At 66.7% G+C, this 18,099-nt stretch carries 17 protein-coding genes; 6 read left to right on the forward strand and 11 right to left on the reverse strand.

Features of this window, described 5'->3' with window-relative positions; translation table 11 throughout:
* Positions 1 to 188: 188 nt before the first annotated feature.
* From AE618_RS05480 to AE618_RS05500, 5 genes are all read right to left on the reverse strand, one after another.
* Complete coding sequence (locus tag AE618_RS05480) at positions 189 to 1,109, reverse strand: ABC transporter ATP-binding protein (protein ID WP_082365039.1); 921 nt, start codon at positions 1,107 to 1,109, stop codon at positions 189 to 191.
* 83 nt (positions 1,110 to 1,192) lie between these two features.
* The gene (locus tag AE618_RS05485; protein WP_054208051.1) at positions 1,193 to 2,206 is read right to left on the reverse strand and encodes an ABC transporter ATP-binding protein; all 1,014 of its coding nucleotides are present in this window, start codon (positions 2,204 to 2,206) and stop codon (positions 1,193 to 1,195) included.
* 183 nt (positions 2,207 to 2,389) lie between these two features.
* On the reverse strand, positions 2,390 to 3,337 hold the full coding sequence (locus tag AE618_RS05490) for an ABC transporter permease (protein WP_054208052.1): 948 nt from the start codon (positions 3,335 to 3,337) through the stop codon (positions 2,390 to 2,392).
* A 189-nt stretch (positions 3,338 to 3,526) separates the two neighbouring features.
* A complete protein-coding gene (locus tag AE618_RS05495) occupies positions 3,527 to 4,510 on the reverse strand; it encodes an ABC transporter permease (RefSeq protein WP_054208053.1) in 984 nt (327 codons plus the stop codon).
* 176 nt (positions 4,511 to 4,686) lie between these two features.
* Positions 4,687 to 6,288, reverse strand: a complete 1,602-nt coding sequence (locus AE618_RS05500) for an ABC transporter substrate-binding protein (protein WP_054208054.1) — start codon at positions 6,286 to 6,288, stop codon at positions 4,687 to 4,689.
* Between the two features lie 306 nt (positions 6,289 to 6,594).
* Between AE618_RS05500 and AE618_RS27825 the strand changes: the two genes are divergently transcribed.
* Complete coding sequence (locus tag AE618_RS27825; protein WP_156330123.1) at positions 6,595 to 7,014, forward strand: hypothetical protein; 420 nt, start codon at positions 6,595 to 6,597, stop codon at positions 7,012 to 7,014.
* Positions 6,996 to 7,496, forward strand: a complete 501-nt coding sequence (locus AE618_RS05505) for a hypothetical protein (RefSeq protein WP_054208055.1) — start codon at positions 6,996 to 6,998, stop codon at positions 7,494 to 7,496. Before AE618_RS27825 ends, AE618_RS05505 begins: the two co-directional genes overlap by 19 nt.
* A 72-nt stretch (positions 7,497 to 7,568) precedes the next feature.
* On the opposite strand, the gene argE is transcribed toward AE618_RS05505, so the two are convergent.
* Positions 7,569 to 8,729, reverse strand: a complete 1,161-nt coding sequence (gene argE, locus AE618_RS05510) for an acetylornithine deacetylase (RefSeq protein ID WP_197280688.1) — start codon at positions 8,727 to 8,729, stop codon at positions 7,569 to 7,571.
* Positions 8,730 to 9,117: 388 nt separating this feature from the next.
* On the opposite strand from argE, the gene AE618_RS05515 reads away from it, so the two are divergent.
* The 4 genes from AE618_RS05515 to AE618_RS05530 all read left to right on the forward strand — a co-directional run bounded on the left by AE618_RS05515 (position 9,118) and on the right by AE618_RS05530 (position 13,125).
* Entirely contained in the window at positions 9,118 to 10,086 is a 969-nt protein-coding gene (locus tag AE618_RS05515; RefSeq protein WP_054208056.1) for a threonine ammonia-lyase, read from the forward strand.
* 284 nt (positions 10,087 to 10,370) lie between these two features.
* Entirely contained in the window at positions 10,371 to 10,760 is a 390-nt protein-coding gene (locus AE618_RS05520; RefSeq protein WP_054208057.1) for a cupin domain-containing protein, read from the forward strand.
* A 74-nt stretch (positions 10,761 to 10,834) separates the two neighbouring features.
* Positions 10,835 to 12,007, forward strand: coding sequence for a M20 aminoacylase family protein (locus AE618_RS05525; protein ID WP_054208058.1), 1,173 nt, complete (start codon positions 10,835 to 10,837; stop codon positions 12,005 to 12,007).
* A gap of 11 nt (positions 12,008 to 12,018) precedes the next feature.
* Positions 12,019 to 13,125: an NAD(P)/FAD-dependent oxidoreductase gene (locus tag AE618_RS05530; protein WP_054208059.1), complete on the forward strand. Its 1,107-nt coding sequence runs from the start codon at positions 12,019 to 12,021 to the stop codon at positions 13,123 to 13,125.
* 121 nt (positions 13,126 to 13,246) lie between these two features.
* Here AE618_RS05530 and eda read toward each other — a convergent pair whose 3' ends face one another.
* The 5 genes from eda to AE618_RS05555 form a co-directional block, all read right to left on the reverse strand.
* Positions 13,247 to 13,891: a bifunctional 4-hydroxy-2-oxoglutarate aldolase/2-dehydro-3-deoxy-phosphogluconate aldolase gene (eda, locus tag AE618_RS05535; protein ID WP_054208201.1), complete on the reverse strand. Its 645-nt coding sequence runs from the start codon at positions 13,889 to 13,891 to the stop codon at positions 13,247 to 13,249.
* 55 nt (positions 13,892 to 13,946) lie between these two features.
* Complete coding sequence (locus tag AE618_RS05540; protein ID WP_054208060.1) at positions 13,947 to 14,648, reverse strand: 6-phosphogluconolactonase; 702 nt, start codon at positions 14,646 to 14,648, stop codon at positions 13,947 to 13,949.
* The gene (gene zwf, locus AE618_RS05545; protein WP_054208061.1) at positions 14,648 to 16,150 is read right to left on the reverse strand and encodes a glucose-6-phosphate dehydrogenase; all 1,503 of its coding nucleotides are present in this window, start codon (positions 16,148 to 16,150) and stop codon (positions 14,648 to 14,650) included. The genes AE618_RS05540 and zwf overlap by 1 nt, the downstream gene beginning before the upstream one ends.
* Positions 16,151 to 16,360: 210 nt before the next feature.
* Positions 16,361 to 17,116 (reverse strand): ABC transporter ATP-binding protein, encoded by a 756-nt coding sequence (locus AE618_RS05550; RefSeq protein ID WP_054208062.1) that lies wholly within the window; start codon positions 17,114 to 17,116, stop codon positions 16,361 to 16,363.
* A 101-nt stretch (positions 17,117 to 17,217) separates the two neighbouring features.
* Entirely contained in the window at positions 17,218 to 18,099 is an 882-nt protein-coding gene (locus tag AE618_RS05555; RefSeq protein WP_248310777.1) for an ABC transporter ATP-binding protein, read from the reverse strand.

Below are 18,099 nucleotides of genomic sequence, written 5' to 3' on the forward strand. Positions count from 1 at the left end.
CGTTTGCACCAGGCGCGGCCCCCACCCGCACTCACACTTCCCGGCTCCGGCGGCGGCGTCGGAGGGTATAAAGGGCCGGGCTCTGTCCGGCATCGTCCCGCCGAGCGGCACTGCCCCCCACCCCCCCCCCCCCCCCCCCCCAAGCGGGGGGGGGGGGACGAGCCTCGGCTTCCAGCGATGGTCTCGCTTCAGGCGGCCGCCTCGCGACCCTGGTTCACCGCATGGCAGGCGACGCCGTCGATGACCGGGGGCGCCTCCACACGGCAGCGCTCGAAGACCAGCGGACAGCGCGGGTGGAAGGTGCAGCCGGAGGGCGGCGAGATCGGATTGGGAATCTCGCCCTTGACGCCCTCGCGAGATTTGCCGGTCATGGCGAGGTCGGGCACCGCGTCGAGCAGCATGCGGGTATAGGGATGGCGGGGCTGTGAGAAGAGCTGGCGACTCTCCGAGACCTCGACGAGGCGGCCGAGATACATCACGCCGATCCGCGTCGCCATGTGCCGGACCACGGCGAGGTTGTGCGAGATGAACAGATAGGTCAGCCCGAGCCGCTCCTGCAGATCGCGCATCAGGTTGAGGATCTGGGCCTGGACCGAGACGTCGAGCGCCGAGGTTGGCTCGTCGCAGACGATGAACTCGGCGTCCGAGGCGAGCGCACGGGCAATCGCGATGCGCTGGCGCTGGCCGCCCGAGAACTCGTGCGGAAACTTGCTGCGGTCGTCGGGGTGCAGGCCGACCAGCGTCAGCAGTTCGCCAGCCCGATCGTTGATCGCGGCCTCGCCCTCGATGATCTGGAAGGCGCGGATCGGCTCGGCGATGATCCGCCCGACGCGCCAGCGCGGATTGAGCGAGGCGTAAGGGTCCTGGAAGATCATCTGGATGCGGCGGCGCAGGCGCTGGCGCTCCTGGGCGGCCGCGACGTCGTTCATCGAGACGCCGGCGATGGTCACCGTGCCGTCCGATGGCGGCAGCAGGCCGACGACCATGCGTGCCACGGTCGACTTGCCGGAGCCGGATTCGCCGACGAGCGCGAAGGTCTCGCCTGCGGCGATCTCGAAGGAGACGCCGTCGACCGCCTTGAGATATTGCCGGGGTGCATTCGCCAGCATGCGGTTGAGCCAGGGCTTCGAGACGTCGAAGACGCGGCGCAGGTCGTGGACCCTGACGAAGGGCGGCTCGGCGGAAGGCTGGCTCACGCTGCGATCTCCGTGGTCGGCCCGCTGGAGGATGGCTCGTCATAGAGGTGGCAGGCGACCTTGCGGTCGCCGACCGCGATCAGCTCGGGCCGCGCGACATGGCAGCGCGCGAAGGCCTGGGCGCAACGCGGGTTGAAGGCGCAGCCGGGCGGAATGGCCGATAGCCGCGGCATGGTCCCGGGGATCTGGACGAGCCGCTTCGCCTCGCCCTCGAGCGAGGGGATCGCGCCCATCAGCCCCTTGGCATAGGGGTGGAGCGGCGCTTTCACCACCTCGCGCACCGGGCCGATCTCGGCGACACGGCCGGCATACATCACCGCGACGCGGTCGGCCGTCTCGGCGATGACGCCCATGTCGTGGGTGACCAGCATGACCGAGGTGCCGCGTTCCTTGCAGAGGCGCTTGATCAGCGCGATGATCTGCGCCTGCACGGAGACGTCGAGGGCCGTCGTCGGCTCGTCGGCGATGATGAATTCCGGCTCGGCGCAGAGCGCGAGCGCGATGACGACGCGCTGGCGCATGCCGCCGGAGAACTCGTGCGGATAGGAATCGATGCGGCGTTCGGGCGCGGGAATGCCGACCTCGTCGAGCAGGGCGATGGCGCGGGCGCGCGCCTGGGTGGCGTCGAGATCGGTGTGGACGCGGATCGTCTCGATCAGCTGCTCGCTGATGCGGTAGAGCGGGTTCAGGCTGGTCAGCGGGTCCTGGAAGATCATGCCGATGCGCTTACCGCGGACTTTCCGCATCGCCTCGTCAGGCAGGTTGTCGATGCGCTCGCCCGAGAGCACGACCTCGCCGCCGGCGATGCGGCCGGGCGGGTCGATCAGGCCGATGATGGCCGAGCCGGTGACCGACTTGCCGGCGCCGGATTCGCCGACGACGCCGAGCACCTCGCCGCGCGCGACGTCGAAGGAGACGCGATCGAGCGCCCGCAGGGTGCCGCGACGGGTGACGAACTCGACGGTGAGGTCGCGGACGGAGAGAACGGGCAGGGTCGGATGTTCAACCATTGCTTCGATCCGGCCATCGACTCGCGAACGTCCCTCCGCATGTCATCCCGGGCGACCGAAGGGAGACCCGGGATCCATTCCGGAACGGTTCAGGCATGGATCCCGGATCGGCGCCGCTGCGCGGCTTGTCCGGGATGACAGCGTCATGGATTGTCGCGGCCGTCTCCATCATGCCGATCAACCTCACCTCAGCTTCGGGTTGAGCGCGTCGCGCAGCCAGTCGCCGAACAGGTTGATCGACAAGGCGAGCAGGACCAGCACGAGCGAGGGGAAAAGCAAAATCCACCACTCGCCGGAGAAGAGATATTGCTGGCCGAAGCGGATCAGGGTGCCCAACGATGGCTGGGTCGGTGGCATGCCGACGCCGAGGAAGGACAAGGTCGCCTCCTCAATGACGGCGAGCGCCAGGTTGATCGTGGCGATGACCAGCACGGGGCCGGCGACATTGGGCAGGACGTGCTTGAGCATCACCGGCCAGGCCTTCAGCCCGATCAGGCGGGCGGCGTCGACATAGACCTTGTTCTTTTCCACCAGCGTCGAGCCGCGCACGGTGCGGGCATATTGCGCCCAGTTCGACAGGCCGATGGCGACGACGAGCACGAGCAGCGTCATGCGCTCCTGCAAGGCCGGCGGGATCAGCCCGCGCGCCACGCCAAACACCAGAAGCGCCACCAGGATCGCCGGAAAGGAGAGCTGCACATCGGCGACGCGCATGATCAGCGCCTCGGTGCGGCCGCCGAGATAGCCGGCGACGAGCCCGAGGCCGACGCCGATGACCAGCGAGAACAGCACCGAGGCCGCGCCCACCAGCAGCGAAACGCGCGAGCCGTAGAGGATGGCCGAGAAGATGTCGCGGCCCTGCGCATCCGAACCCAGCCAGAAGACCTTGCCGGTGATCTCGTTGGGCTCCATCGGCCGCGAGAAACCGTCCGACAGATCGAGCGAGGCGGGATCAAAGGGGTCGTATGGCGCGATCAGCGGCGCCGCGACCGCCGCCAGCACGAGCAGCAGCGCCAGCAGCGTGGCCGCGACCGTGACCGGCGAGGAGCGGAAGGAAAAGGCGAGGTCGGAATCCCAGAGGCGCGCGAGACGGCCGGGCGGATTGGACGTTTGGGGATGAAGCGTGGTCAAGGCGCACCCTCTGTCTTTCCGGGGCTTCGCGCAGCGAAGAACCCGGAACCCACGACCGGGTGAGAGGCCTCGCCTCGAAACGTGCTCAGGGAAGGTTGATCCGACCGGGCTCGCCCGGTCGTGGGTTCCGGGTTCGGCCCTACGGGCCGCCCCGGAATGACTGAGGGGTTGAACGCGATCATCGCGGCCTCACTTCGCCATCGCCGGATTGCCGCTGCGCAGGCGCGGATCGAGCGCGACATAGACGAGATCGACGATGAGCGAGGTCAGCACGAAGACGAAGGCGACGAAGAGCAGATAGGCCGACATCACCGGCACATCGACGAACTGCACGGCGTTGACGAAGAGCGCGCCCAGGCCCGGCCACTGGAACACCGTCTCAGTGACGATGGCGAAGGCGATGACGCCGCCGAGCTGCACGCCGGCGATAGTGATGACGGGGATCAGCGTGTTGCGCAAAGCGTGGCGGAACTCGATGCGCCGCTCGGGAATGCCCCGCGCCCGGGCAAAGCGGATGAAATCGGTCCGCATCACCTCCAGCATCTCGGAGCGGACGAGGCGCATGATCAGGGTGAGCTGGAGGAAGCCGAGCGTCAGAACCGGCATCACCAGCGATTTCAGCCCGCTGACGGTCAGCAGGCCGGTGCTCCACCAGCCGAGCGCCACCGTGTCGCCGCGCCCGAAGGAGGGCAGCCAGCGCAATTCGACGGCGAAGATGTAGATCAGCCCGATGCCGATCAGGAAGGTCGGCAGGCTGACGCCGATCAGCGAGAGCGACATCACGAGATTGGCGATCCAGCCGTCGCTCCGGATCGCGGCATAGACGCCGAGACCGACGCCGAAGACGAAGGCGAAAATCGCCGACAGCACGGCCAGCTCCACCGTGGCGGGAAGCCGCTCGAGGATCAGCGAGGAGACCTTGCGGCCCTGACGGTAGGAGATGCCGAAATCGCCGCGCGCCGCATCGCCGACGAAGCGGGCGAACTGCAGCGGCACGGGATCGTTGAGGCCGAGCCGCTCCGTCAGTTCGGCGCGGTCCTGAAGCGTCGCCTCCTGGCCGAGCATGTTGACGACGGGGTCGCCGACGAAGCGGAACATCGAGAAGGCGATGAAGGCGACGGCCAGCATCACAATGATGCCCTGCATCAGCGAGCGCAGGATATAGGCGAGCATCGCGGGGTTACCCTTCGAAGGCCGTCAGAAGACAACTCTCCACGTCATCCCGGGCGGAGCGGAGCGCAGACCCGGGATCCATGCCGGAACCGTTCAGGCATGGATCCCGGATCGGCGCCGCTGACGCGGCTTGTCCGGGATGACGGCGGAGGTTCACGCGCGGATGACGTGAATGACTACGACCCCTTGAAGCTCACCATCTTGAGCTTCGGGTTGTTGGCGACGTCGACGGGGATGTCGAGCGCGGTGCTCATCGCATAGCTGAGCGACTGGTTGTGGATCGGCAGGTAGATCGTCTCGTCCTTCAGCCGGGTCCAGAGTTTGGCGATGGTGGCATCGCGCTTGGGCAGATCGACCTCCTTCGAGAGCGACTGGATCATCGTGTCGATCTCGGCGTTCTTGAAGCCGGTCGCGTTCCAGGAGCCCTGCGAGCCCGTGCGCGAATGGTACATGTAGGAGAAGATGTAGTCGGAATCATAGGTCGGGACGCCCCAGCCGACGAGGTAGAACTCGGTCTCGGGCGGGTTCTTCTGGATCAGGTTGAAGTGGATCGACTTCGACTGCGAGACCAGGTTCACCTTCACGCCGATCTGGCCGAACATGCCGACTGCCGCCTGGCAGATGCCCTCGTCATTGACGTAGCGGTCGTTGGGGCAGTTCAGGGTGACGGAGAAGCCGTTGGGATAGCCGGCTTCCGCCAGCAGCGCCTTGGCCTTGGCGTTGTCGACCGCCGGGAAGGAGTCCAGTTCCTTGGTCCAGCCATTGACGAAGGGGGGCATGATCACGCCGGTGGGCACCGACTCGCCGCGCATCACGACGCGCTGGATCGCCGGGCGGTTGATCGCCATGTTGAGCGCCTGGCGCACCTTCTTGTCGGCGAAGGGGTTCTTGCCCTGGACGTCGTCGCCCTTGAGGTCGGCGGAGGCGACGTCCATGCCGAAGAAGATGGTGCGGTTCTCGGCGCCGGAATTGACCCGCAGCTTCGGCTGCGTCTTGAGCCTGGCGATGTCCTGCACCGGCACGTCCTGGACGAAATCGACCTCGCCCGACAGCAGCGCCGCGACGCGGGTGGCGTCCTGCTTGATCGGCACCAGCGTCAGCTCGGTGATCTCCAGCGGCACCTTGGCCTTGGCCCAGTAGGCGTCGTTGCGCTTCATCACCGTCTTCACGTCGGCCTCGCGCGAGACCAGGATGAAGGGGCCGGTGCCGTTGGCGTTGCGGACGGCGAAGTTCTCTTCCTTGTTCTTGAAATCCTGCGCCTTGGTGGCGCCGTTCTTCTCCGCCCAGGCCTTGCTCATGATGCGGATCGAGGAGGTGTTGTTGACCAGAAGCGGGTTCGGCCCCTTGGTCTTGATGCGCACCGTCAGGTCATCGACCTTCGAGACCTTCTCGACCGAGGTGAGATAGCCCTTGAAGTCGGAGGTCGGCTGCATGGCGCGCTCATAGGAGAACACCACGTCGTCGGCGGTGAAAGGGCTGCCGTCATGGAATTTGACGCCCGATTCCAGCTTGAACTCCCAGGTCGTCGCATCGTCGGGCAGCACGCGCCAGGACGAGGCGAGCAGCGGCAGGAGCTTGCCGGCATGGTCGCGCTCGGTCAGGCTTTCATAGATGTGCTGGTTGAGCGAGGTGGTCGGCCCCTCGTTCTGGCCGTGCGGATCGATCGTCAGGGCATCGCCCGCAGCGGCCCATTTCAGCGGCCGGGCCTCGGCTGCACCCAGCGCCAGCAACGAGACCCCAAGCAATGCGGCAGCAAACCCGAAAACACGCGCTTTCATGGACGTGACACCTCCCTGGCAGGCGCGATGGGGCGCCCGAAAGGGGAGATGTTAAGGGCAGGTTGCGCGCGAGTCACGGGGGTAATGCGCGTGGGGCGCATGGGTGGGGGCAGGATGTGCGCGATTTTGGGGCAGACGGTCAGAAATGGATTTGGAAGCGTAGTCGCGGACAATCGCGAGGGAACATGACCAAAAACTCTATCACCGTCGATGCGCTATTGTTTTATCATGCACAGCCGTTCCGGCATGTGGCCTTGACCAACCACAATTCGACATCGCACCGTTCCCCCAACAAAAGGGGTGGGCGTGCAGCGCGGCGAGGCTATCACGGCGGACGATTTTGTCGCACGCGCTGAAGACAAGCGCGCCGTGGCCTATGCGATGGTGAATGATCGCAAGCATTGCCGTGAGGCTTGGAATGCAGCGGGAACTGCGGTCGAGTTTGAGTTGAAAGCCTTAATCATTCGCCGTCGTCGTTGGAACGCATGGCCCTCCAAAGATAGCTATCCTGAACTTTACACTCACGACCTTAAGGTACTTTTTAAAGAGTCGGGTGTTGACCTAACAGCCGTTCCTCCCGAATTGAGGGGCAGGCTCAAGGTTGCATTCGACTGGGATCGAATGCACGATTACGATGCTGGCAAGATGGCTAGGATCGTGGCCCGGCAGATGGTTGCAGCGGTTTTCGGAAAGGGAGGCGTCTGCGAATGGCTGAGATCTCTCTGAATCCGGATCCGTTGAGCCCGGAGAGGCGTCAGGCTGCAGCCGACTATTTGGCGGCTCTGCGAGCCCATGGCGTACAGCCGGAAGGCTTTGCGTGGGCGATCGACGGAAATGGCCAGTTCCACCTCCTGATGGTGACTTCGCTCATTGATCGAGTTGGCCCCCAGGTCGTCTACGACACGCTTTTCAAAGCGTATGATCGGGCGGTAACTCCAAAGGCGATTGACCCTTGGATAGTTAGTGCGTTCAGCCCGAAAAGCGGTTTTGGGAAGGCCTACTTGGAAATTATCGATATCCAGATTGGTGTTCGCACCGAGGACGGCCAGCACGTTAGCGAAGAATTCGCGTTCGTGACGCAGGCTATTGGCCCTTTTCGAATCCGCGCCAACTGGATGTATATCAAAGGAAAGCCGATCTCAAACCCCGAGGCTCAGCTTCGAGGCTGGCATAGATTTACAAAAGATATCGAGAAGCTTGCAGCTTAGTAGATCATTGCCGGGCGAGCTATCATTGCCCGTAACAAAAGCGAGGCGCCGCCATCGCGCCTCGCCCGAACGCTACCGCGCCAGCTCACCAATCACCCCACGCACGAACGCTGCCCCCGCCTCCAACTGCGCAACCGTGATGAACTCGTTGGGCTGGTGGGCCTGGGCGATGTCGCCGGGGCCGCAGACCACGGTCGACCAGCCCTCGCCCTGGAACAGCCCGCCCTCGGTGCCATAGGCGACGACATGGCTGCCATTGTCGCCGGTGAGGCGGCGCGACAGGGCTTCGGCGGCACCATCGGTCTCCGGCGCGAGCGGTGGCGTCGAGGAGGTGATCTCGACGGTGATCCCGGTCTCCGGCGCGACCGCCTGCATCTGCGCCTCGAGCTCGGCGACCTTGGCCTTGTAGCGCCCGACATAGTCCATGCGCTCGTCACCGGGAACGACGCGAACCTCATGGGTGAAGCTGCAAAGCTCGGCGGTGATGTTGACGGCGGTGCCGCCCTGGACCGTGCCGACATGGGTCGTGCTGTAGGGCGGCTCGAAGCCGTTGTCGGGCGAGGTGCGCGCCTTGTTCTCCGCCATGACGAGGTTGTGCCAGTGGATCAGCTCGCCGGCGATCATCACGGCGGGCACGCCGATATCGACGCGGCTGGAATGGACGGCGTGGCCGCGCACGGTGGTGCGCATGCGGGTGCCGCCCTTATGGGCCGTGACGACCTGCATCATCGAGGGCTCGCCGACGATCGCCGCCGAGGGCTTCAGCCCGGCGGCCGTCATCGCCTTGGCGAGCAGGCGCGCACCGAGGCAGCCGACCTCCTCGTCATAGGACAGGGCAATGTGGATTGGCCGCTTCAGCGGCGCCGCCAGCATCTGCGGCACGAGGGCGAGCACTATGGCATCGAACCCCTTCATGTCGCAGGTGCCGCGGCCATAGAGCTTGCCGTCGCGCTCGGTCAGCGTCCAGGGGTCTGAGGTCCAGTCCTGGCCCGCGACAGGCACGACGTCGGTATGGCCCGATAAAACGACGCCGCCATCCACCTTCGGGCCGATCGTGGCGTAGAGATTGGCCTTCTGGCCGTCCTCGCTGGGCACCAGCGTGCTCTCGACGCCGAAACCTGCGAGATAGTCGCGGCAGAAATGAATCAGGTCGAGATTGCTGCGCTGCGATTCCGTGTTGAACGAAACCAGCTTCGCCAGCATCTCCTTCGGCGTCATCGTCTGCGGCGTCATGGTCACGAGGCTGTTCTCCAAAAAGGCGGCGGCAGGCAGGTTTCATGCCGCCGCGCATCATTCGGCTGTCCTGATATATTGTGTAGGCTCCCTCGCCTTGCATGCCAACGGCGCGTTTGCCGGGCCATTGCTTGCAGGCTGGGCTCATTCCCTTTCCCCCGCTTGCGGTGGGGAAGGGTTAGGGATGGGGGGCCGCAAAGCAGGGCTCGCCCTCACCTTCTTCGTCGCGCCGAGCGGCACTGCCCCCCACCCCGGCCCTCCCCACCGCAAGCGGGGGGAGGGAGCGGCAAACGTCGCGCCTGAGGCGCTTCGGGAGATTGCCCTGGATGCGTTTCCGCATCCGCCCCGACCTTCTATAAGAGCTGCGACGCAAGCACGAGGCGCAGGCATGAACTTCGACGTCACTCTGGGCGATATACAGGCAGCCGCGGCACGCATCGCCGGCAAGATCAGGCGCACGCCGACCTTTCACAGCGCCGGCCTGTCAGCCCGGCTCGGCGTCGAGACGGTGGTGAAGGTCGAGAGCCTGCAGCTCGGCGGCTCATTCAAGGTGCGCGGCTGCTTCAACAAGCTGATGGGGCTGAGCGACAAGGAGTTGGCGCGCGGCGTCGTCACGGTGTCGGGCGGCAACCATGCCATCGCGGTGGCGCTGGTCGCCAAGTCCATGGGCTGCCGCGCGCTGGTGCTGATGCCGGCGAACGCGGCGGCCTTCAATGTCGAGATGGCCCGGTCGTTGGGCGCCGACGTCGAACTCGCGGAGGATTCGATCGCGGCTTTCGCGAAAGCCGAGGATTATGCCGCGCAGGGCATGACCAACGTCCATTCCTATGACGACCCGGCGATCATCGCCGGACACGGTTCGCTCGGCCTCGAATTGAACAATGATGCTGGCGGACGGCTCGACCATGTCTTCATCTCGATCGGCGGCGGCGGCTTCGCGGCCGGTGTCGGCGCGGCGATGAAGGGGCTCGATCCGGCGCTGCGCCTCCATGGCGTCGAGACGGAAGGCGCGACGACGATGACGCAGGCGCTGGCGGCGGGCGAGCCGGTGCCGATCCGGCCGACCTCGATCGCGCGCACGCTCGGCGCCCCCTTCGCCACGCAGCGCACCATGGCCGCCGCCCGCCAGTTCCTGGAGGACATCGTGATCGTGCCCGACGCCGAGGCGGTGCGCGAGATCACCTGGGTGCTGCAGAACGGGCGCGTGCTGCTGGAGCCGGCGGCGTCATGCGTGGTGGCTGCGGCGCAAGCGAGCAAGGCGATGTTCAAGCCCGGCGAACGCGTCGGCCTCGTGCTTTGCGGCTCGAACGTGGCGCTCGACGACATCGCCGCCTGGCGGACGCAGTTCGGGGTTTGATGTCCCCTCCCCCGCTTGCGGTGGGGAGGGTTAGGGTGGGGGGCCGGAAAGCCAGAGCGCGATCCTGGATGGTCTCGCCGAGCGGAACTGCCCCCCACCCCGGCCCTCCCCACCGCAAGCGGGGGGAGGGAGAAGAGGGGCGCAGTGCCGCGGGCGCGCGGCAGGGTCGCGGCGCCCGGCCTTGACGCTGCTCCGCGTTCGGGTTTTGGGAGGATGTGCCGCGCTTGCCAGATCCGGCGGGGGGCCGTCTCGACGGGGCGCGGACGAAGCTGAGGGAATGCGAGATGACGATCCTCGACCACAAGACGCAGCCGCAGGACAAATGGCGCGATGGCGTGATGACACAGGTGCGGGTCTCCGCGCTGGTCCAGAGCAGGCAGCTCTGCATCTTCGAGCAGTTCTGCGAACCTGGCCTGGGCGCCCCGATGCATCTGCATGCGGTCGAAGAGGTGCTCGAGGTGATGGGCGGAACGGCCGAGATCTATTTGCGTGACCAGACCATGGTCGTCACCGCCAACCAGTCGGTGCTGGTGCCAGCGGGCGCTCGCCACGGCTTCAAGAACATCGGCACGGACACGCTGCATGTCCGCGCCACCCTGGCTGCCGCCATCTTCGAGGCGTCCTATGACGACCGCAACGAATTGTCGCGCCGCTACGTCCCCGCCGACGCCTGACCGGCTCCGCTGACAATCTGCTTGCCCTGCGATCCGCCCCCAGCGGATCGGTTCCGCCCCTTTTCGAGGTCACAATGCCCAAAGCCGAACTCATTGCCGCGATTCATCCCGAGCTGACCGCGATCCGCCGCGACCTCCACCGTCATCCCGAGCTGATGTACGACGTCCACCGGACGGCCGGCGTCGTCGCGGAGAAGCTGAAGGCCTGGGGTGTCGACGAGGTCGTCACCGGCATCGGCCAGACCGGCGTCGTCGGCGTCATCAAGGGCCGCAACCAGGGCTCCGGCAAGGTGATCGCGATGCGCGCCGACATGGACGCGCTGCCGATCCATGAGGAGACCAATCTCGAGCATCGCTCGACCGTGCCGGGCAAGATGCACGCCTGCGGCCATGACGGCCACACCACCATGCTGCTGGGCGCAGCCAAGTACCTCGCCGAAACGCGCGATTTCGACGGCACCGCGATCGTGATCTTCCAGCCGGCGGAGGAAGGCGGGGCCGGCGCCAAGGCGATGATCGATGACGGGCTGATGACACGCTTCGGCATCCAGCAGGTCTACGGCATGCACAACAAGCCGGGGTTGGCCGTCGGCCAGTTCGACGTCCGCAAGGGCCCGACCATGGCCGCCGCCGACCGCATCCACATCAAGATCGAGGGCAAGGGCGGCCATGCCGCCGCGCCGCATCGCGTCAACGACCCGATCGTCGCCGCCTGCCAGCTCGTGACCGCGCTGCAGACGATCTCCTCGCGCAATGCCGACCCGCTGGATTCAATCGTGGTTTCAGTCACCGCCATCAATGCGGGCGAGGCCTTCAACGTCATCCCGCAGACCGTCGAGCTCAAGGGCTCGGTGCGGACGCTGACGCCGCAGATGCGCGAGCTGGCGGAGAAGCGGATCAAGGAGGTGACGGCGGGCATCATGGCCGCCTTCGGCATGAGCGTCGTTTGCGACTATCTCCACGGCTACCCGGTGACCTTCAATCACGCGGAGCAGGCGGACTTCGTGGTCGGCACGATCGAGGCCGCCTTCGGCGCGGGCAAGGTCGACACCACCGTGCCGCCGACGATGGGCTCGGAGGACTTCTCCTACATGCTGGAGGAGCGCCCCGGCGCCTTCATCAATATCGGCAATGGCGAGTCGGCTGGATTGCATCACCCGGCCTATGAGTTCAACGACGCGGTCATCCCGGTCGGCGTGACCTACTGGGCGAACCTGATCGAAACCGCGATGCCGGCCCGAGCCTGAGGGGCACGCGCATGCATGACATCGATTGCCTGGTGATCGGGGCCGGCGTCGTCGGCCTCGCCGTCGCTCGCGCGTTGGCGCTGGCCGGGCGCGAGGTCGTCATCGCCGAGGCGGCGGACGGCATCGGCACGCAGACCTCGGCCCGCAACAGCGAGGTCATCCATGCCGGGATCTACTATCCGCCGGGCTCGCTGAAGGCGCGGGTCTGTGTCGACGGCCGCAAGCGTCTCTATGCCTATCTCCGTGAACGAGGCCTGCCCCACAAGGCCTGCGGCAAGCTGATCGTCGCCACCTCCGCCACGCAGAAGCCGGCGCTGGAGACGATCATGGCCCGCGCCCAGGCCTCGGGCGTCGACAGCCTACGCTGGCTCGACGCCGCCGAGGCGAAAGCCATGGAGCCGGAGGTGCGTTGCGAGATCGCGCTACTCTCTCCGGAAACCGGCGTGGTCGACAGCCATGCCTTCATGCTGTCGCTGCTCGGCGAATGCGAGGCGGCGGGCGGGTCGCTGGCCCTCAACACGCCGATCGCCGGCTGGCGCCGCGAGGCGGATGGCTTCAGCGTCGATTTCGGCGGCGAGGAGCCCGCGACCTATACGGTCAAGACGATCGTCAATTCGGCCGGCCATGGAGCGCCGAAGCTGCTCGGGCAATTGGAGGGGTTCCCGGCCGAGCATGTGCCCGTGCAGCACTACGCCAAGGGCAATTACTTCGCGCTTCTGGGTAAGCAGCCCTTCTCGCATCTGGTCTACCCCGTTCCCGAGGCAGCGGGCTTAGGCATCCACGCCACGATCGACATGGGCGGGCGGGTCAAGTTCGGGCCGGATGTCGAATGGGTCGATGACGATCAGGACCTGATCGTCGATCCCCAGCGGGCCGAAAAGTTCTATGCCGCGATCCGGACCTATTGGCCGGCGCTGCCCGATGCCGCGCTCGTCGCCGACTATGCCGGCATCCGCCCCAAGCTGCACGGACCGACCGAGCCGATGCCGGATTTCCGCATCGACGGGCCGGATGTCCACGGCGTCGCCGGGCTCGTCAACCTGCTGGGCATCGAGAGCCCCGGGCTGACGAGTTCGCTGGCGATCGCGGAGATCGTGGCGGAGCGGCTGGCGGCGTAGCGCGCGTCATGCTCGGGCGAAGACCCGACCATCTCAGACCGATGAGGCCTCCGTGCCAGCGTTTTATTCTGCAAGAGATTCTCGGGTCCGCGCTGCGCTTGCCCGAGAATGACGCGAGCGGTCAGCCCCGCAGCGCCTTGAACGCGGCGCTCGCCTCTTTCGCGAGCTGCGTCACGCGCTTCCAGTCGCCGGCCGCGATGGCATCGGCCGGGACGAGCCACGAGCCGCCGACGCAGATGACCTGCGGCAAAGCGAGATAGGACGACAGGTTGGAGAGGCCGACGCCGCCGGTGGGACAAAAGCTCATCTGCGGGAAGGGGCCCGACAGCGCTTTCAGGGCCGGCGGCCCGCCGGCCGTCTCCGCCGGGAAGAACTTGGCGACGGTGCGGCCGGCTGCGACCGCGCGCATGCAGTCCGACGCCGTGGCGACGCCCGGCAGCCAGGGCAGCCCCGCCGCCTTCAGCGCCTCATCGACCGCCTCGCTGAAGCCGGGGCTGACGACGGCCTGCGCGCCGGCATCCTTGACCTGCGCGACCTGAGCCGGCGTGACGACGGTGCCGGCGACGGGAAGCGCGTTCGGCACCGACTTCGCGATGGCCTCAAGGGCCGCCAAGCCAGCCGGCCGGCGCAGGGTGACCTCGACGACGTCGATGCCGCCGGCGACGAGGGCATGGGCGAGATCGATCGCGCGCGAGGCGTCCTCGATCACCACGACCGGAATCACGCCACAGGCCTTGAGCCGGGCAATCGCGGCAGTCTCGTCCATCGTCAGCATCTTTCAATCGGTTGAATACCTGTCCCCTTCCGGAGACCTGGCGGGTCTACTCTTTCGCCCAATAGACGTCGAGACCCTGTCCTCGCGCCAGCAGGAGATCGACCGGCAGGGGCGAGGCACGCTCCGCGGCGGTCTTCAGAACGGCTTCCTTGACCGCCCCCGAGACCAGCAGACTGGCCCAGCCGGCGCCGGTCAGCCTGCCGGGGGAAAGCGACAGGCGCGGCGGCAGGCCCGGCGGGCGGGCGATGACGATGCCGCTGTCGGGCGCGGCCGAGAAGCCCGATTCGCCGCCCGGGAACAGCGAGGCGATATGCCCGTCCGTGCCCATGCCGCTGACCAAAAGATCGAGCGGAGGTGCTTCCGCGAGCTCGGCGCAGAGCACGGCGGCGGCGGCCTCGATGTCGCTGCCATGGCCGTGGAAGGACAGGAAGGTGACGCGACCGTCGCGCAGCGGGGCGAACTGTTCGCGGATCATGCGCTCGTTCGAGGCCGCGTCATCGGCCGCGACGAAGCGCTCGTCGGTCGGCAGCAGCGTGACGTCCTCCCAGGCCAGATCGATCGCGCCAAGGGCGGCGAGGAAGCGGGACGGGGTGGTGCCGCCGGGCACGGCGAGCGACGCCCTGCCCTGCCCCGCCAGAAGCGCGCGCAGGCGGATCGAGACGGCCTCGGCCAGGGCTTCCGAGGCATCGGCCAGGGTGGCGAAGCGATGCCAGGCAATGGTGCCGCCGATCGGAGACGTCGGCTGCATCAGACGAGATCCGGGTCGGCCCAGGACCGGCCCTCGCGCTCGATCAGGCCGATCGCCTGCGAGGGGCCCCAGGAGCCGGCCGCATAGCGATGCGGATGGGGGCTGTATTCCTGCCAGCCGGCGATGATCGGATCGACCCAGGTCCAGGCCTGCTCGACCTCGTCGCGATGCATGAACAGGGTCTGGTCGCCGCGGATCACATCGGTGAGCAGGCGCTCATAGGCGTCGGGCGTGCGCTCGTCGAAGGCGGTCGAATAGCGAAGATCGAGCTGGCGCGGCACGACCTTGAGCCGGCCGGAGCCCGGCACCTTCATCATCAACTGGAGCTGCACGCCGTCATTGGGCTGGAGCCGGATGACCAGCCGGTTGGCGTCGAGCCGGTCGCAGGAGCCACCGCCGAAGATCGAATGCGGCACCGGTTTGAAGGTCACCGCGATCTCGGAATAGCGCTGCGCCATGCGCTTGCCCGTGCGCAGATAGATCGGCACGCCGGCCCAGCGCCAGGTGTCGATCTCGCAGCGGATGGCGACAAACGTCTCGGTGTTGCTGGCATGGCCGAGTTCGTCCGCGTAACCGCGCACGCGCTGGCCGTCGATCTGGCCGGCGACGTACTGGCCGCGCACGGTGAAGCGCTGGACGTCCGGCCCCACGATCGGGCGCAGCGCCTTGAGAACCTTGATCTTCTCGTCGCGGACGGCGCCGGCCTCCAGCATGTTCGGCGGCTCGATCGCAAACAGCGTCAAAAGCTGCATGAGATGGTTCTGCACCATGTCGCGCATATGGCCGGACTTGTCGTAATAGCCGGCCCGCTGCTCGAGCCCGACCGTCTCGGCGACCGTGATCTGGACGTTGTCGATGTCGCGGCTCGACCAGGAGCGCTCGAACAGGGTGTTGGCAAAGCGCAGCACCAGCAGGTTCTGGACCGTCTCCTTGCCGAGATAATGGTCGATCCGGTAGGTCCGGCTCTCCGGCAGGATGCGCGCGACGGCATCGTTGATCTCGCGCGCCGAGGCGAGGTCGCGCCCGAGCGGCTTTTCCAGGATGACGCGCGAGGTCGGCGTCAGAATATCGGCTGCGGCGAGGTTTTCGCAGATCGGGATGAACAGGTCCGGCGGCGTCGAGAGATAGAACGAGCGCACCCGGTCATTGTCGCCCAGCGCCGTCTTCAGCGCCTTGAAGGTCTCGGGCTTGACCGCATCCAGCATGACCACGGTGAGGCGCTGCAGGAAGGCCTTGACGTCGTCCTTCGACAGGCCCTCCTCCGTCAGGCGCTTGGCGATCTGCTTGGGCAGGCCCTCGATATCCTCCTGCTTGCGGACGATGCCGAGGATGCGGCTCTCGGGCGGCAGGACGCCCTCGCGGCTGCGCTGGGCCAGAGCCGGAAACAGCTTGCGCAAGGCGAGATCGCCGCCCGCACCGAAGATCACCAGATCGAAGGACGGAACCGGGGTCCGCTCGGGGATCGTTTCCGGCCGGAGGGCGGTGTTGGCGATGGCGTCCATAGGTCTTCAGTCTCCATGCCCGATCCGTTGTCCGATCGATGGCGGTAAAGGACTTCGGGCTTGCGACGAGAATGAGACCAAGCCGCGCGATTGCCAAACGCTTTGGCGACACGCTGATCCGGCGCTCCCGTCATTGCGAGCGCAGCGAAGCAATCCAGCGTCTCGCGCAGTCCCCTGGATTGCTTCGCTGCGCTCGCAATGACGGCATTCTCAGCCCACGCGCCTGAAACCCTCGCTCGCCGTGAGCAACTGCCGGGCGTAGTCCGTCTGCGGGCTGCGGGCCGCGAGCGTTGCCGCCGTCATCTCCTCGACGCCGCGGCCGAACTGCATCACCAGCAGGCGCTGGCACATATGCGCCACCACCGCGAGATCGTGGCTGACGAGGATATAGGTCAGCTTGCGCTCCTGTCGCAGCGCCTGCAGCAGGTTGAGCACCTCGGCCTGGATCGAGACGTCGAGCGCCGAGGTCGGCTCGTCGAGCAGCAGGATCGTCGGTTCGAGCACGAGCGCGCGCGCGATCGCGACGCGCTGGCGCTGGCCGCCCGAGAGCTGGTGCGGGTAGCGGAAGCGGAAGGACGCGGGGAGTCCGACCTCGGACATCGCCCGGGCGATGCGCGCCTCGGCATCGCCAATGCCGTGGATCGCCAGCGGCTCGGCCAGGGTGTCATCGACGGTCTTCTTCGGATGCAGCGAACCGTAGGGGTCCTGGAAGACCATCTGCACGGCGCGGTAGAAGGCCTTGTCGCGGCGCTTGGGCTGGACCTGCCCCTCGATCGCGACCGTGCCGCTCCAGTCCCGGTTGAGCCCGGAGAGCACGCGCAGCACGGTCGATTTTCCAGAGCCGGATTCGCCGACGATGCCGTAGCTCTCGCCGGGCGCGACGCTGAAGGAGAGGTCCTTCACGACATGGGAGTCGCCGTAGGAGACGTTGAGTTTTTCGACGCGGATGGCGGGATTTGTGGTCATGCAAACGCTCCGCCCTGCCGCTGGGCGCAACAGGGTCCCCTCCCCCCGCAAGCGGGGGGAGGGAGTGGCGCTCGCTTCCGGCGCCTTGATTGCCTGCATCATCATGCCAGCCATGCCGGATCGCGGTTGAGCGTGGCGAGCTCCGCCTTGGGATGGTCGAGATCCGGCAGGCAGCCGAGCAGGCCCAGCGTATAGGGGTGGCGTCGAGCACGGGCCGACTCGTCGGCGAGTTCGGCGGCGGGCAGCGTCTCCATCGCCTTGCCGCCATACATCACGATGACGCGGTCGCAGAAGGACTGCACCAGATGCAAATCGTGGCTGATGAAGATCAGCCCCATGCCGCGCTGCGTCACCAGATCGTCGAGGATCTTCAGGATCTGGAGCTGGACGGTGACGTCGAGCGCCGAGGTCGGCTCGTCGGCGATCAGGATGTCGGGCTCGGCGATCAGCATCATCGCGATCATGACGCGCTGGCCCATGCCGCCGGAGACCTCGTGCGGATAGAGCTCGTAGACGCGCGCGGGTTCGCGGATCTGCACCTGCTCCAGCATGGCGAGGCTGCGCTGCCTGGCCTCGCGGGCGCTCGCCTTGTGGTGAACGCGATAGGCCTCCGCGATCTGGTCGCCGACGGTGCGGACCGGGTTGAGCGAGAATTTCGGGTCCTGCATCACCATCGAGATATGGCGGCCGCGCAGCTTGCGGCGGGCGCGCTTGTCCATCGTCAGCAGATCCTGGCCGCGATAGGTCAGGCGGTCGGCCCTCACCTCACCGGGATGGGGGATCAGGTCGAGGATGGCGCGGCCAGTCATCGACTTGCCGGAGCCGGATTCGCCGACGATGCCGAGCCGCTCGCGGCCGAGCGTGAAGGACAGGCCGCGCACGGCCTGGACGATGCCGGTCGGGGTGTGGAAATCGACGCGCAGATTGTCGAGTTCGAGGAGGGGCTGTTCGCTGGTGCTCTCATTCATGGCGCTCTGATTCAT

This window comes from Allobosea vaviloviae (assembly GCF_001298265.1).
Taxonomy (GTDB): Bacteria; Pseudomonadota; Alphaproteobacteria; order Rhizobiales; family Beijerinckiaceae; genus Allobosea; species Allobosea vaviloviae_B.

Excerpts from the sequence above, each read along its gene's own strand:
- AE618_RS05480 (WP_082365039.1), bottom strand. The coding sequence starts at position 1,109 with ATGCTGGCGAATGCACCCCGGCAATATCTCAAGGCGGTCGACGGCGTC.
- AE618_RS05485 (WP_054208051.1), bottom strand. The coding sequence starts at position 2,206 with ATGGTTGAACATCCGACCCTGCCCGTTCTCTCCGTCCGCGACCTCACC.
- AE618_RS05495 (WP_054208053.1), bottom strand. The coding sequence starts at position 4,510 with ATGCTCGCCTATATCCTGCGCTCGCTGATGCAGGGCATCATTGTGATG.
- AE618_RS05500 (WP_054208054.1), bottom strand. The coding sequence starts at position 6,288 with ATGAAAGCGCGTGTTTTCGGGTTTGCTGCCGCATTGCTTGGGGTCTCG.
- AE618_RS05505 (WP_054208055.1), top strand. The coding sequence starts at position 6,996 with ATGGCTGAGATCTCTCTGAATCCGGATCCGTTGAGCCCGGAGAGGCGT.
- argE (WP_197280688.1), bottom strand. The coding sequence starts at position 8,729 with ATGACGCCGCAGACGATGACGCCGAAGGAGATGCTGGCGAAGCTGGTT.
- AE618_RS05515 (WP_054208056.1), top strand. The coding sequence starts at position 9,118 with ATGAACTTCGACGTCACTCTGGGCGATATACAGGCAGCCGCGGCACGC.
- AE618_RS05520 (WP_054208057.1), top strand. The coding sequence starts at position 10,371 with ATGACGATCCTCGACCACAAGACGCAGCCGCAGGACAAATGGCGCGAT.
- AE618_RS05525 (WP_054208058.1), top strand. The coding sequence starts at position 10,835 with ATGCCCAAAGCCGAACTCATTGCCGCGATTCATCCCGAGCTGACCGCG.
- AE618_RS05530 (WP_054208059.1), top strand. The coding sequence starts at position 12,019 with ATGCATGACATCGATTGCCTGGTGATCGGGGCCGGCGTCGTCGGCCTC.
- eda (WP_054208201.1), bottom strand. The coding sequence starts at position 13,891 with ATGGACGAGACTGCCGCGATTGCCCGGCTCAAGGCCTGTGGCGTGATT.
- AE618_RS05540 (WP_054208060.1), bottom strand. The coding sequence starts at position 14,648 with ATGCAGCCGACGTCTCCGATCGGCGGCACCATTGCCTGGCATCGCTTC.
- zwf (WP_054208061.1), bottom strand. The coding sequence starts at position 16,150 with ATGGACGCCATCGCCAACACCGCCCTCCGGCCGGAAACGATCCCCGAG.
- AE618_RS05550 (WP_054208062.1), bottom strand. The coding sequence starts at position 17,116 with ATGACCACAAATCCCGCCATCCGCGTCGAAAAACTCAACGTCTCCTAC.
- AE618_RS05555 (WP_248310777.1), bottom strand. The coding sequence starts at position 18,099 with ATGAATCAGAGCGCCATGAATGAGAGCACCAGCGAACAGCCCCTCCTC.